This is a genomic window from Cytobacillus firmus (genome assembly GCF_023612095.1).
Classification (GTDB): domain Bacteria; phylum Bacillota; class Bacilli; order Bacillales; family Cytobacillaceae; genus Cytobacillus.
Genome location: NZ_CP086235.1, coordinates 3,542,878 through 3,556,124 on the forward strand (window position 1 = coordinate 3,542,878; position 13,247 = coordinate 3,556,124).

Sequence of the window (13,247 nt, forward strand, 5' to 3'; positions counted from 1 at the left end):
TTTGTTTTTTTATTGTTTTAATTCCTGCTTAATTTGATCATATGCCCTCATATATATATGAAGTTCATTTATTAAGCCCTCTACCAGTTTGGCTGGTTCCTCAAAAAGGCCATCATTTTCATAATCAAAACAATGCGGGTCAAGGACAAGCTGTTTAGGTATAACATTGGCATACACGCCTCTGCCGGCAATTCTTAAATTATTCAGCGCATTGATACCGCCTTTTCCGCCGCCTGCCACAACCAGCAGACCGACTGGCTTATGGGCAAATTGCTCACTCCCCAGGAAATCCAGCGCATTTTTTAATGCTCCGCTCATGGCACTGTGATACTCAGGGGATGCCAGAATAACTCCATCAGAGTCAGCAATCTGCTGGCGCAAATTTTTAACAGCAGGCAGCCCATATTGTTCTTCTGTTCCATTGTATAAAGGAATTTCTCCAAGGCTTAAGTCGATCAGTTCAGCATTATATTTTCTTGCAATATAACGGGAGGCTATTCCCGTGCGTCCCTTCATTCGCGGACTTCCATTAATAATTGTAAGCTTCATTATAAACTCTCCTTTAAGATCCTATATTATTTAGTATATAGAAACATGCGCTTTTACACATCGTCAGGATGGCTGAGTTTTATAAAGCCTGTTTTAGTACTAATTCAGTAAATATTTCCTCAGACTTTTGGATGAGTTTTTATTTTGTCTCGGCAATTCCATGACGCACGGCATAAAGTGCTGCCTGTGTCCTGTCTGCGAGTTCTAACTTGGACAGCAGGTTGGAAACATGGGTTTTAACTGTCTTTTCTGTGATAAAAAGAGATGAAGCTATTTCTTTATTGCTTTTTCCTTTTGCGATCTCTCTCAGAACCTCGAGCTCTCTCTTTGTCAGCTCTTCAAGCGGCTGTCTTTCCGTACTGTTTTTATTCGTTAAATGTGTAAGCAGATGGGAGGTGGCTTTTGGATGAAGCTGGTTCTCTCCTTTCATCAGCTGGATTATTGCCTGAACGAGGATATCCGGCTCAATATCTTTCAGCTGATATCCTGATGCGCCCGCCTCTATGGCGGGTATTACATGATCCTGGTCTGAAAAACTTGTGAGTATCATGATTTTCACATCAGGATCATTCAGTTTAATCTGCCTTGTGGCTTCAATCCCATTCATTACAGGCATATCCAGGTCCATTAATACAACATCCGGCTGGTGTGTTTGCATCATCTCAACAGCTTCAAGGCCGTTTTTTGCCTCCCCGATAATTTCGATTTCCTGCTGAGTTTTGAGAAAAAATACAAGTCCCCTTCTTACAACATGATGATCATCCGCTATTAAAACCTTGATGGCCATTTATTTCCCTCCCTTTTCCAAAGGAATGATAATTTCAATATTCGTTCCTTTGTTTGGCTCTGTTATTATTTTGAATATACCATTCAGTGCTTCTGTCCTTTTCTTCATGCTTTTGAGACCTAGAGAAGGGATATCATTTTCATGATAATGAAACCCTCTGCCGCAATCGGAAATCATCATGGTAACTGTTCTTTCATCCACAGTCAGTACCACATCAGCTGTTGACTCACCGGAATGTTTCTTGCAGTTTGCCAGAGCTTCCTGGCCAATTCTCCAAAGTGTTTCTTCAACTTTACCCGGAAGACAAATTACACCCTTAACTTTTGAGTTTAGCTTCAGGCCAAGCATTTGACTGTAAGTCTGCATAGCACATATAATTCCATTTTCCAGTCCGCGCGGTTTGAGCTGCCAGATAAGCGCTCTCATCTCGCTTAAGGCTTCCTGTGCGAGATCCTGCATGTAGGAAAAGGTTTCTTTCATTTCCGGGTTATCAGCCATTTCCGCTCCTCCTCTCGCCGTCAAGCTTAGAGAGAACAAAAGCTGGTTTACAGAATCATGCAGGTCCCTTGCCAGCCGGTTTCTTTCCGCAGCAAGTGCCGTCTCTTGTTCGAGCTGTGTGAGCTTGATCCGTTTTATAGCCGTTCCGATTTGGAAAGCAACAGATTCCAGCAAAGCTAATTCTTCCGGTGAAAAATGGGTTTTGGCAGGTGAACCAATATTAAGTACACCAAACTTTTCCTCTCCTGCTCTCAGCGGTACGGAGGCATGATGGGTTAGCCCATTGGTATCTTTTCTTTGCTCGGCAATTGCATCTTCTATTCTTTTGCATTCAATTATATTTGAAGCTTTGTTTAATCTGCCGTCATTATAGCGGTCAATACACCAGCAATCTCCCATGCACATCGGCCTGCAGTTATCCGCGGAAAGGGCAGGGGGCAGTTTCTCTTCTGCTGCCAGGCGGAACTCCCCATGGCTGTCGATCAAAAATACCCATCCCGTTTCCAGGCCCGTGATGTGAAGCAGTTTTTGCAGCACCTCTTTAAGAAGTGAATCTATTTCTGTTCCTTCATTCAGTAGCTCTGCTATTTCTTTTAATATTCCGATTTCTGATTGTCTTTTTTTCCCCAACACCCGGATCCCCCTTGGTCCTTGTCATATATGTACTTTTTATTATATAACTTCTTTCCCCATACTTCCTTGGCATTTAGGAGGAAGCGGCCTGCGACTAAAGTTGCAGACAGGAAAAGTTCCCTTACTAAAAACACCGAAGAGCATTCCTCTTCGGTGCAACATTCTATGCTATTGGGTAGTTTTGAACAAATGGATGAAGAACGATTTCGTCTATCATCATGTGTTTCGGTGCTGATGCCATGTAAACAACAGCGTTTGCGATATCTTCGACCTTCAGCCAATCTTTTTTCTCTTCGAGTCCCTGCTTTGATTCTGCAAAAAACGTATCAACCATTCCAGGATTTATGGTTCCGACACGGATACCGTATTCTCTGACTTCCTGAGCTAAAGATCCCGAGAAGCCTTGAACTGCGTATTTTGTTGCCGTATAGGCTGATCCATTCGGGATCGTATACCTGGCTACATCTGAAGAAATGGTAATGATTGTACCTGATTTCCGCTCTTTCATATGCGGCAGTACTGCCCTGCTTCCGAGAAAAACTCCCTGCACATTGACTTCAAAGACCTTTTTCCACTCATCCAGTGTCGTTTCATCAACCTGTTTAAAAAAGCCCATACCTGCATTGTTCACAAGAAGGTCAAGCTGCCCGTATGTCTGAAGAGTTTTTTCAACTGCTGCCTTTACTTGTGCTTCATTTGAGATATCCGCCTGAATGGGCATTACATCTGAAAATCCCATTTTATTGAGGGCTTCTGCAGATTGGTGTATTTCCCCTGAGCTGCCAATCAGAGTCAGCTTCATGCCCTGCTGAGCCAGCTTAACAGCGATTTCCTTGCCGATCCCTCTGGATGCACCTGTTACTATTGCCGTTTGTCCCTTTAACATTGAATCTTCCTTTCTGTTAACACTTCTGGGTGTGAGAATTTATTTTGATACTGAAATACCCATTCTTTCTTCGACGATGCCCATAAATGCTTTTTGGACGGATTCCAGTTTTTCCTTGCTGCCGGCTAATGATGAGTCATTGATTCCAAAGTAAAATTTAATTTTCGGTTCTGTACCTGACGGCCTTAGGCAGATCCAGTTCCCTTCTTCGAAGAAATACTTAATAACATTGGACTTTGGCAGGCCGATATTTTCCTCTGTTCCATCTGCTTCCGTTCTGATTCCTGTTAAGTAATCTTCAACAGCCTGAACTTTCATGCCTTCAAGTTCCTTTATCGGATTAGTGCGGAAAGATGCCAGTGTCTGCTGGATTTTTTCAGCTCCTTCAATTCCTTTGAGAGTCATTGAATTTAATCCTTCAAGGAAATAGCCAAACTCATCAAATAAGCTGAGCAATGCCTCATAAAGGGACATGCCTTTCTTTTTATAATAAGCCGCCATTTCTGTTGCAAGCAGGGCTGCCTGGATAGCATCTTTGTCCCTTGCAAAGTCGCCGATTAGATATCCATAGCTTTCCTCATAGCCAAACAGGAAGCAGTATTCACCCGACTCTTCATATTCCTTGATTTTTTCTGCAATGAATTTGAAGCCAGTTAAAACATCAATGGTTTCTACTCCAAAAGACGAGGCAACCCTGCGGCCAAATTCAGATGTAACAATCGTTTTTAGCATGATGCCATTGTCAGGCAGTGTATTCTTTTCTTTCTTCTGAGAAAGTATGTAGTGAAGCAGCAGCGCCCCTGTCTGATTTCCTGTCAAAAGAACATACTCACCTTCTTTGTTCTTCGCAGCGATTCCAAGCCGATCGGCGTCCGGGTCTGTAGCAATTAATAAATCTGCATTGGCTTCTCTTCCATCTCTCATTGCCAGCTCAAATGCATCTTTTTCCTCTGGATTAGGGCTCTTTACTGTTGAGAACTCAGGATCCGGGAGCTCCTGTTCCTTTACCACATGCACATTTACATAGCCAAGCGCTGACAATGCCTCTCTGACAGGCTTATTGGCCGTACCGTGAAGAGGCGTAAATACTACGCTCACATCCGCTTCATTTGCGGCACCGGGATTTTCTGAAATGGTAAGAAGCTGCTTTTGATAGGCCTGATCAACTGTTTTGCCGATCATGGTAATAAGCCCTTTTTCCTTTAACACATCTTCATCCATTACTTCTATCAGCAATTCGTTTTCCAATTCATTTACCTTGCTTATAACAATATCAGCTTCCGCGGGAATCAGCTGAGCCCCATCAGATCCATAGACCTTATAACCATTGTATTCCGGCGGATTATGGCTGGCTGTAATGACTATGCCTGCATACGCATGCAGGTACCTGACTGCGAATGAAAGTTCGGGAGTTGGACGAAGCTCGTCAAAAACATATGTCTGTATGCCCCTGCTGGCAAGTGTTTTAGCCGCTTCCATTGCAAATTCCGGAGACATGTGGCGTGAATCATAAGCAATAGCCACTCCCCTATTTTTTGCTTCCAGTCCTTTTTCCTCTATGTATGCCGCTAATCCTGCAGATGCCTTTCGGACAGTATATATATTCATGCGGTTTGTTCCCGGGCCAATTTCCCCGCGCATGCCGCCTGTTCCGAATTCCAGTCCCTTATAAAATGCTTCTTCAAGGAGCTTTTCATTTCCCTGCAGACGTTTTAGCTGTTCTAATAATTCATTGTCCAGATCCTCATGGTTTATCCATCGTTCTGCTGCTGTTTTCCATTCCATTGTATGACCTCCTAAAAAAGCTTCTGCATATCCTTTTCGAGTTCCAGATGGATATTCCTTTTAAAAATATCCGAGTTATTTTGACAAATTCCACCCTTAGATTATGTATGTCCAATAAAAGCATTTGAGCGCCAGTTGAAAGGCGCTCAAGCTGCAACTATATATTACTTCTTATATTTAATGCTGTAAATATCATGCCTGCGGTCTTTTAGCTGGCGCACCGTGCCATCCTGCCTCTGGCGGCGGAGGATTTCCAGATCAACATCACCGATCAGGACCATTTCAATATTTGGATTTGTTTCCCCTACAATTCCATCCCTGGCAAACTCAAAATCGGATGGTGCAAAAATGGCAGATTGTGCATACTGAATATCCATATTCTCTGTTTGCGGAAGATTGCCGACCGTACCTGAAATAACCGTGTATATTTGATTTTCAACAGCACGCGCCTGAGCACAATAGCGTACCCTTAAATACCCCTGGCGATCTTCGGTACAGAAAGGGGTAAATATAATTTTGGCACCTTTTTCTGTCGCAATTCTCGCAAGCTCAGGGAACTCGATGTCATAGCAGATTTGAATGGCTATTTTCCCGCAGTCCGTATCAAATACCTTTACTTCATCTCCGCGGCTGATTCCCCACCATTTCCGCTCATTTGGCGTAATATGGAGCTTATACTGCTTTTCAATCGTTCCATCCCGGCGGAAAAGATATGCGATATTATAAATCTCATCATCCTCTTCTTTAACAAAGTGAGAGCCGCCAATGATATTGATATTATATCTGACTGCCAAATCCGTAAATAACTCGATGTATTGCTCAGTGTATTCTGTCAGCTTTCTGACCGCAAGGCTTGGTGAACGTTCTTCCAAAAAGGACATCAGCTGGGTAGTAAATAACTCGGGAAAAACGGCAAAATCGGACCCTGAGTCAGAAGCTACATCTGTAAAATATTCCACCTGATGGGCAAATTCATCGAAGGATTTTATCTGCCTCATTAAATATTGAACCACGCATATACGGACCGGGTAGCTCGTTTTATAAAAGCGTTTGCTCATTGGTCTGTAGTCGACATTATTCCATTCCATCAGGGTTGCATATTTATTTGACTGTACATCGTCAGGCAAATAGTTGGGATTAATCCTCATAAGGGTAAATCCATTCAGGAGCTGAAAGGATAAAACCGGGTCATAGATTTTATGAAGCGACACTTCGTTAACATATTCCCGCGGGTTCATTTCATTGGAGTATTTATGATAGTTTGGAATTCGTCCGCCTATGATGATGCTTTTTAAATTTAAAGACCTGACAAGCTCCTTCCTTTCTTCATACAGGCGATGGCCGATTTTCATTCTGCGGTAATCAGGATGAACCATTACTTCTATTCCATACAGGTTATAGCCTTCCGGATTATGGTTCGTTATGTATCCTTTGTCTGTCACATCATCCCAGGAATGACGGTCATCATACTCATCAAAGTTTATTATAAGGCTTGAACAGGATCCGATGATTTCTCCGTCATATTCTGCAACAAACTGGCCTTCCGGGAAAATTTCCAGATGGCTTTCAAGCTGATCCTTCTTCCAGGGAACCATGCCGGGAAAACATAACTCCTGAAGGGCAATGATATGATCTATATCTGAATGCCGGGTATTTCTGATAATCATTTTCTTCTCGAATTTCGTTAAATCAAGCTTTGTCAATGGTGGTGCACTCCTTCGGAAATAATAATTATCATGGGAGCTAAAAGGACCTTAGCCTCTCCAGTGATATACAAATCTTTTCCCTTTTTTGCTGCATTCGTAACTTCTTAAGTAAATTCCCTCTTAATTATCTTGCTTCTTTTCCTTTGTATATATTTCTATAAAGGTGTTAAATGTCTTCTTTTTATTGTAACCGTTAATATCTTTGCCACAAAAGCCCCATTTCTGCTAATTGTCTGCACATGTTGATTTACAAGGGATGTCCAATAGCTTTATAATTTTAGAGTACATATTAATAAGGAGATTATTATGGAGAAAACACAAACAGACCGGCGGGAGAATTTGCTGTTTATTGCCTGGGCAGCTTCGATTCTTGCTATGTTCGGCAGCCTTTATTTTTCGGAAATCAGGCAATATGAACCGTGCGAGCTTTGCTGGTATCAGAGGATTGTCATGTATCCCTTTGCTGTCATACTAGGCTTGGCTGTGGTTAAGAAGGATTATCGCATCAGCTTATATACAATGGTGTTATCTGCTGTTGGAGCCGGCATTTCCATCTACCACTACTCCATCCAGAAGATTTCATTTATGGCTGATCGTGCAGCAGCATGCGGGAGAGTTCCCTGTACAGGGCAGTATATTAATTGGCTGGGATTTGTTACAATTCCTTTTTTAGCATTAACAGCTTTTATTATTATTTTTATTTGCAGTTACCTTATCTGGAAGAAAACGAAGGAGGCAGCAGAATAATGAAAAAGGTCATTATATTTCTTGCCATTATCGTTGCATTATTTGCAGCAGTTGGAATGTTAACTAAAATGCAAAACGAAGAAAAAGTGTCAGAGAAAAATCCATATGGAAAGGATTCACTTCATCCTGAAACAGTCAAACAGCTTGAAGACCCGAATTATCAAAACCTGATCCTTCCCGAGGAATTGGACAAAAAGTTAGATGAAAAAGAAGATGTAACGGTTTATTTTTATAGCCCGACATGCCCTCATTGCCAAAAGACTACCCCTGTGGTGGCTCCGCTTACAGAAGATATGGGTATTGATCTGGTGCAATTCAACCTGCTTGAATTTGAAGACGGCTGGGATAATTACGGAATTAAGGAAACTCCAACAATCGTTCAATACAAAGACGGCAAAGAGGTTAACAGGATTACCGGTTCTCAGGAAAAGGAAGTTTTTGAACAGTGGTTTAATGAGAATTCCAAATAACCAAAAAACGCCTGCAGGCAGCAGGCGTTTTCTCATACAAGCATTTCATTTGCGGCTTTAGCATAAACACTGAATAAATCATTCCGGAGCATTCTCTCTCCGCAAAAATGACTGTAATCAAACGGAAAGGATAAGCCGAATTCTTGAAGTATTTGAACATTCTTGAAGAATATCGCTTCATATTTGCCGCTCATTGGGCGGGATTCAAGAATAGCCATGAGCGTCTGCAGCCCTGCTATAACCTGATATGCCTCCTTTAATGTTCCAAAGTATTCAAAGTGTCTGGTAGAAGTATGTAAAACCCTCTGCTGTTCAAATTCTCTTATATCATCGTCAGTGAAATAAAGAGGAAACACATTTGAATAGAATTTTCGTATTAATTCTTGAATTTTTTGTTCCTGATCAGGAGTTGATGCAAATACAACCTTCACTGATAACCCACCTTTGTAATCCTTGTAATCAGTTCGTAATATATACATAAGAATATCATATTCTAAAAGCTCTTTAGGGTGGTAATTATACCCATGGAGCAGGGATTTGCTGGTATTTATTCCTCCTCCGGAAATAGATGGAACAGGTGTAATGCAAAATAAATAGTTCTAAAGCTCTATAATAACCCCATTTTCAGCAAAATAAAAGGGTATTTTCAATATTACAATAATTTTTAAGATCAACTATTCCTTTTATCAGCTGTCTTTAAAGGCTAAAATATTATTGTCATTAATTTATATGTAATAAAGGTAAGATTATTCAATCAGGATAAGGAGTAATTTATGGTAAAACTGCAAAGGTTTGGTGAATGGTGTGAAATAGAAGTACCTGGCCACTGGGAAGGATATTCAATCGAATATATTGTCCGGTCATTATGGGGAGCACCAAAGAAACAAACACACAATATGAGAATGGAAAAACAGGTGTTATCGAATGATGAACCTGCCAATTGGACAAAACCGGTGCATGCAGGAGATAAATTAAAGTTTCAATTTTTCGAGGATAAAGATCCAGGCGTTATTCCATCTTATTATGAGATTGATGTTCTTTTTGAAGATGACCATATGCTTGTTTTGAATAAACCTGCCGGCATGGACACGCATCCTAACTCACCGGATCAAGCGAATACCCTCGCAAACGCCGCAGCTTTTCATATGCAAATGCAGGGGGAGTATAGAGGCATAAAACATATACATCGCCTGGATCGTGATACAACCGGTGCCATATTATTTGCGAAGCATGCATTAGCGGGGGCTATTCTGGATAAAGAGCTGGAAGAAAGAAGAATTAAGCGCACATATTTGGCTTTAGTCCATGGCAAAATTTTAAAAAACAAAGGAACCATCAGGGAACCAATCGGGCGCGACAGGCATCATCCAACCAGGAGAAGGGTATCCCCAGGCGGTCAGCCTGCTTCAACGAACTATGAATTAATTGAGTACTATCCTAAACAAAATCTTTCACTTATAAAGTGCCGTTTGGATACAGGCAGAACACACCAGATCCGTGTTCATCTAAGCCATATTGGACATCCTCTTGCCGGGGATACTTTATATGGCGGGAAACCTGTTTTTGCACGGCAGGCACTGCACGCAGTAAAGCTTGAGATTCCGCACCCATTCTTAGAAGAGGATATTGTCTGTCATGCGCCTTTCCTGGATGCTCCCGGGATTTTCAAAGGAATTGACCCATATCGTTTCTAACTTAGAGCTGCCTTATCTTAAGGCAGCTTTAGTTTTCTAAGGCTGTTTTCGCAAAGTTTGTTGCTATTTATATTATATTTACTGAGTTGATTGTAGTGGAAGGTGCGAGACTCCTACGGGAGTAGCGGGACAGGTGAGACCCCACAGACGCGCAGCGTCGAGGAGGCTCACCGCCCGCCCCGTGGAAAGCGAGCATCCTGGAACGGAAATCAACGGACAACATTGATAAGCGAAAAACAACAATTTATACGAAAAGAGCCTTTTCTAAAAAGCAGAAGGATAAATGCAAAAAAAGAAGCCCCAAATGGGACTTCTTTAGATTAATTCTATTAGTCATGAGATTTACGCATAGCCCTCATGATGAAGCCTACGATGAATACAAGCAAGATAGCACCAATTAAAGCAGGAATAATAGCAAAGTCAGCTACGACTGGACCCCAATCACCAAGAATTAATGAACCTAACCATGCACCAATGAAACCAGCGATGATGTTACCAATAATTCCGCCTGGAATATCTCTTCCTAAAATCATACCTGCTAACCAACCAATGATACCACCTATAATTAATGCCCATAAAAAGCTCATCATTGAAAATCACTCCTCGTTTTAATTTAGTTTAGCTTTTGTTCAGATAAAGAATTTCATTCAGCTGCGCAGCTTTTGGTGATCTTATCTGCTTGTACAATTAAATTACCCAGGAATCATTATCTAAAACCAAAAATTTAAAAACTATTCTTCTGGAAAAATTTTATAAAACAAAAAAACACCCTTCAGAATGTTATTGCATAAGGATTTTAAAAGTTAAAATTGTCCGGATCGGCATAAAAACGATGGTTAATATTTAATGTATTCTACTGACTCATGTGATCTTCAGTTAATTCAAAATCAAAAGCGATTGCATTAGTGATGCAATCGCCCATCTATATAAACGGCACATGCCGGGATTTTATTTTTTCGCACCCCTTTCCATTTTTTCTCAGGTAAAAATGATTTTCCCGATGAAAAAATGTCCTAAACAAAGGACAGGATCATTTTCGAAAAAAATAAGCAGCTGACAAAATCAGCTGCTGAAGGTTTAAACTATTATGAAATTGCCTTGTTTCGATCCATAAAAATATAATCGGTGTAGAGGCCGTGTCATGGCGACATAAAGCAATTTAATGTCCAGTTCAGAATCTCTGGAAAACTCCTCTTCCATGGACAGGATCATAACGGCATCAAATTCAAGTCCCTTGGCCAAGTATGATGGCACGATAACGATTTCATCCTTCGGTATGCTTTCCTGTTCCTGCAGCAGTTTAAAAGGAAGCCTCGCATGCTTTTCAAAAAGGCTGTGAATGAGCTGACAGTCTTTCATCGTTTTCCCGATCACCGCAAATGTTTTATACTCTTCTTCTTTCAAGGACATGACCTGTTCCTCAAGCTGTTTTACCAGCTCGCCCCCATCTTTCCTCCTGATAAACTCAGGATTTCTGCCATGGCGGACGACCGGCTCCACCTCGGGGAATGAATAAGGAAGAAGTTTAAGTAATTTATTTGCTTTTTCCATAATTTCCACTGTAGTACGATAGCTTTTCTGAAGCTCTGTATATGTTGCACGGGGGAAAATATAGTCCAGGACTTCCTGCCAGCTCGTGAGCCCCCTGTAGGAATGAATTCCCTGGGCAAGATCCCCCACTAGTGTAAACATATCTGTATCAAGTGACTTTTTTAATGAGAGAAGTTCCATAAAGCTGTAGTCCTGGGCTTCATCAATGACGATATTTTTCGCCTTCAGCTCTTTGGGAATGCCAAAAAGGCTTTCCTGCAGGTAAAGCATCAAAGCTAAGTCTTCCCTCTCATACACTTTTTTTCTAAACAACTTCCGGCAATATTCACAAAGTTTGTGTGCATCGTCAACAGGCAATTTTCCGCCTGATAATTTTGAAAGACGTACAGGGTCTTCAAATAGGTCTTTGTAATACCTGACCAGGCTTTTTTTCGGGAATTGCTTCATGTATTTTGGCACAGCTGTCCTGAAGCTTCTCTTAAGTTCTTCCAGTCTGGATGCCTTTTTATCAAGCGCATCGGAAACATACTGCCTTCTTTTTTCAGGATCTTTTCCTCTGTACAGGGCCCTTTCGATTCTCTCGTCATAATACGTTTCGATTTTCTTAATGATATTTTTCTTTTTCTTAGCCAGATCGTTTTGAAGCACAGCCTTCAACTTTTCCAGCCTTCGATATAGAGGCAGGTATTTGTAATCCTCCAAAAAAAGCTGATAGAATTTTTTGCGGCTGAAAAGCCTGAATTTATCTACCATAAAATCATCACTGGGGCAGAAGCTATTATATATTTCTCTGAGGTAATTAGTAAGAATGGTTTGAAATACAGGCGAACCTTTAATAGATGATGCCCAGGCTGCAAGGTTTACTTCTTCACCTCCCTGGTCTTCAAGCAGGTTCACGAGTTTGCTGTCAGCAGCCATTTTTAGATCCTCGCCAAGACACTCCAGGACATATTCCTGGTAAGTTGTCTGTCGGACTCTCTCCACCCCAAGTTCCGGGAGCGCCTCTGAAATATAATCAATGAAAAGCCTGCTCGGCGCCAATATCATCAGCTGTTCCGGGGCAAAGTTTTCTTTGTATTGATAAATGAAATAACTTATCCTATGCAGTGCAATGGTTGTCTTACCGCTGCCTGCCGCCCCCTGCACAATGATGGGCTTATTCAAATCAGCACGTATTATTTTATTCTGTTCTTCCTGTATGGTTGAAATAATTTCAGTGAGGCGGTTGCTTGAGCTTTTGGACAGTGATTCCTGAAGCAATTCATCTGTAGTCGTGAGGTCAATGTCCCGGATTTCATCCAGAAACCCGTCTTCTATCATATATTGCCTTTTCAACGACAAGTGTCCCGTAAAGCTTTCTTCATAAGAATCGTATTGAACCTCTCCCAGTCTGCCTTCATAATATAAATTGGCTATCGGAGAGCGCCAGTCAACAATAATCTGCTCCTGATTTTCTCTTGAATACAATGAAGTTTTGCCTATGTACAGGATCTCTTCTTCGTTTAAATCCTGCCTTAAGAAATCAATTCTGGCAAAGTAAGGTTTTTTCCGGGCCTTTTTCAGCTGCATTAATTCATCTTTGGACATTTCAAAAAAAAGGGCATTTGTCAGGAGCGAAGAGTAACTTAAGCTGGATTCAAGCCAGTCAACGTCTTCAAAAGCTTCTTTCATATTTTCCTGAAACTTGTCTTTGCTGGATTCTGACGTTTTAATCACGACATCAATATAACGTTTCGTAAATTCAAGCCGCTGAACTTCTTTCTGAAAATCGGGGTGTTCAAATTGGGATGACATATGTTTCTCCTTTCAAATTTTTTCAGCCGCAATGGAGAAATACATATGAGCGTACGCGTGGGCAGAAAAATATATTATCAGAAAAGTCTGCAATAATCAAGTGGTGACAGGCACCGCCCGAAATTTGTCGAATTGCACAGATATATA

The 13,247-nt window shown here is 41.3% G+C and carries 12 protein-coding genes; 3 read left to right on the top strand and 9 right to left on the bottom strand.

The window, feature by feature from the left end:
* Positions 1–9 precede the first annotated feature (9 nt).
* The 6 genes from LLY41_RS17830 to LLY41_RS17855 form a co-directional block, all read right to left on the bottom strand.
* Entirely contained in the window at positions 10–549 is a 540-nt protein-coding gene (locus LLY41_RS17830; protein WP_304586006.1) for an NADPH-dependent FMN reductase, read from the bottom strand.
* A 139-nt stretch (positions 550–688) separates the two neighbouring features.
* Positions 689–1,336 (bottom strand): response regulator, encoded by a 648-nt coding sequence (locus LLY41_RS17835; protein ID WP_304586007.1) that lies wholly within the window; start codon positions 1,334–1,336, stop codon positions 689–691.
* Positions 1,337–2,467, bottom strand: coding sequence for a GAF domain-containing sensor histidine kinase (locus LLY41_RS17840; RefSeq protein ID WP_304586008.1), 1,131 nt, complete (start codon positions 2,465–2,467; stop codon positions 1,337–1,339).
* A gap of 163 nt (positions 2,468–2,630) precedes the next feature.
* Positions 2,631–3,353 carry an SDR family oxidoreductase gene (locus tag LLY41_RS17845; RefSeq protein ID WP_304586009.1) on the bottom strand — a complete coding sequence of 241 codons (723 nt, stop codon included), beginning with the start codon at positions 3,351–3,353 and terminating at the stop codon, positions 2,631–2,633.
* Between the two features lie 39 nt (positions 3,354–3,392).
* Positions 3,393–5,138 (bottom strand): phospho-sugar mutase, encoded by a 1,746-nt coding sequence (locus tag LLY41_RS17850; RefSeq protein ID WP_095243706.1) that lies wholly within the window; start codon positions 5,136–5,138, stop codon positions 3,393–3,395.
* A gap of 164 nt (positions 5,139–5,302) precedes the next feature.
* On the bottom strand, positions 5,303–6,805 hold the full coding sequence (locus tag LLY41_RS17855; protein ID WP_095243735.1) for a bifunctional GNAT family N-acetyltransferase/carbon-nitrogen hydrolase family protein: 1,503 nt from the start codon (positions 6,803–6,805) through the stop codon (positions 5,303–5,305).
* A 345-nt stretch (positions 6,806–7,150) separates the two neighbouring features.
* On the opposite strand from LLY41_RS17855, the gene LLY41_RS17860 reads away from it, so the two are divergent.
* Together LLY41_RS17860 and LLY41_RS17865 are read left to right on the top strand one after the other, a co-directional pair.
* Positions 7,151–7,591, top strand: a complete 441-nt coding sequence (locus LLY41_RS17860; RefSeq protein WP_095243704.1) for a disulfide oxidoreductase — start codon at positions 7,151–7,153, stop codon at positions 7,589–7,591.
* Positions 7,591–8,061, top strand: coding sequence for a thioredoxin family protein (locus LLY41_RS17865; RefSeq protein ID WP_095243703.1), 471 nt, complete (start codon positions 7,591–7,593; stop codon positions 8,059–8,061). Before LLY41_RS17860 ends, LLY41_RS17865 begins: the two co-directional genes overlap by 1 nt.
* A 32-nt stretch (positions 8,062–8,093) precedes the next feature.
* On the opposite strand, the gene LLY41_RS17870 is transcribed toward LLY41_RS17865, so the two are convergent.
* Entirely contained in the window at positions 8,094–8,492 is a 399-nt protein-coding gene (locus LLY41_RS17870) for a YhcU family protein (protein ID WP_095243701.1), read from the bottom strand.
* A gap of 342 nt (positions 8,493–8,834) precedes the next feature.
* Here LLY41_RS17870 and LLY41_RS17875 point away from each other — a divergent pair, with 342 nt between their 5' ends.
* Positions 8,835–9,755, top strand: coding sequence for an RluA family pseudouridine synthase (locus LLY41_RS17875; RefSeq protein WP_095243700.1), 921 nt, complete (start codon positions 8,835–8,837; stop codon positions 9,753–9,755).
* A 329-nt stretch (positions 9,756–10,084) separates the two neighbouring features.
* Here LLY41_RS17875 and LLY41_RS17880 read toward each other — a convergent pair whose 3' ends face one another.
* On the bottom strand, positions 10,085–10,342 hold the full coding sequence (locus tag LLY41_RS17880; protein ID WP_179288975.1) for a GlsB/YeaQ/YmgE family stress response membrane protein: 258 nt from the start codon (positions 10,340–10,342) through the stop codon (positions 10,085–10,087).
* 490 nt (positions 10,343–10,832) lie between these two features.
* Positions 10,833–13,100 carry an RNA polymerase recycling motor HelD gene (gene helD, locus LLY41_RS17885; protein ID WP_095243697.1) on the bottom strand — a complete coding sequence of 756 codons (2,268 nt, stop codon included), beginning with the start codon at positions 13,098–13,100 and terminating at the stop codon, positions 10,833–10,835.
* Between the last annotated feature and the right edge of the window lie 147 nt (positions 13,101–13,247).

Excerpts from the sequence above, each read along its gene's own strand:
- LLY41_RS17880 (WP_179288975.1), bottom strand. The coding sequence starts at position 10,342 with ATGAGCTTTTTATGGGCATTAATTATAGGTGGTATCATTGGTTGGTTA.
- LLY41_RS17830 (WP_304586006.1), bottom strand. The coding sequence starts at position 549 with ATGAAGCTTACAATTATTAATGGAAGTCCGCGAATGAAGGGACGCACG.
- LLY41_RS17875 (WP_095243700.1), top strand. The coding sequence starts at position 8,835 with ATGGTAAAACTGCAAAGGTTTGGTGAATGGTGTGAAATAGAAGTACCT.
- LLY41_RS17855 (WP_095243735.1), bottom strand. The coding sequence starts at position 6,805 with ATGATTATCAGAAATACCCGGCATTCAGATATAGATCATATCATTGCC.
- LLY41_RS17850 (WP_095243706.1), bottom strand. The coding sequence starts at position 5,138 with ATGGAATGGAAAACAGCAGCAGAACGATGGATAAACCATGAGGATCTG.
- LLY41_RS17835 (WP_304586007.1), bottom strand. The coding sequence starts at position 1,336 with ATGGCCATCAAGGTTTTAATAGCGGATGATCATCATGTTGTAAGAAGG.
- LLY41_RS17845 (WP_304586009.1), bottom strand. The coding sequence starts at position 3,353 with ATGTTAAAGGGACAAACGGCAATAGTAACAGGTGCATCCAGAGGGATC.
- helD (WP_095243697.1), bottom strand. The coding sequence starts at position 13,100 with ATGTCATCCCAATTTGAACACCCCGATTTTCAGAAAGAAGTTCAGCGG.
- LLY41_RS17865 (WP_095243703.1), top strand. The coding sequence starts at position 7,591 with ATGAAAAAGGTCATTATATTTCTTGCCATTATCGTTGCATTATTTGCA.
- LLY41_RS17860 (WP_095243704.1), top strand. The coding sequence starts at position 7,151 with ATGGAGAAAACACAAACAGACCGGCGGGAGAATTTGCTGTTTATTGCC.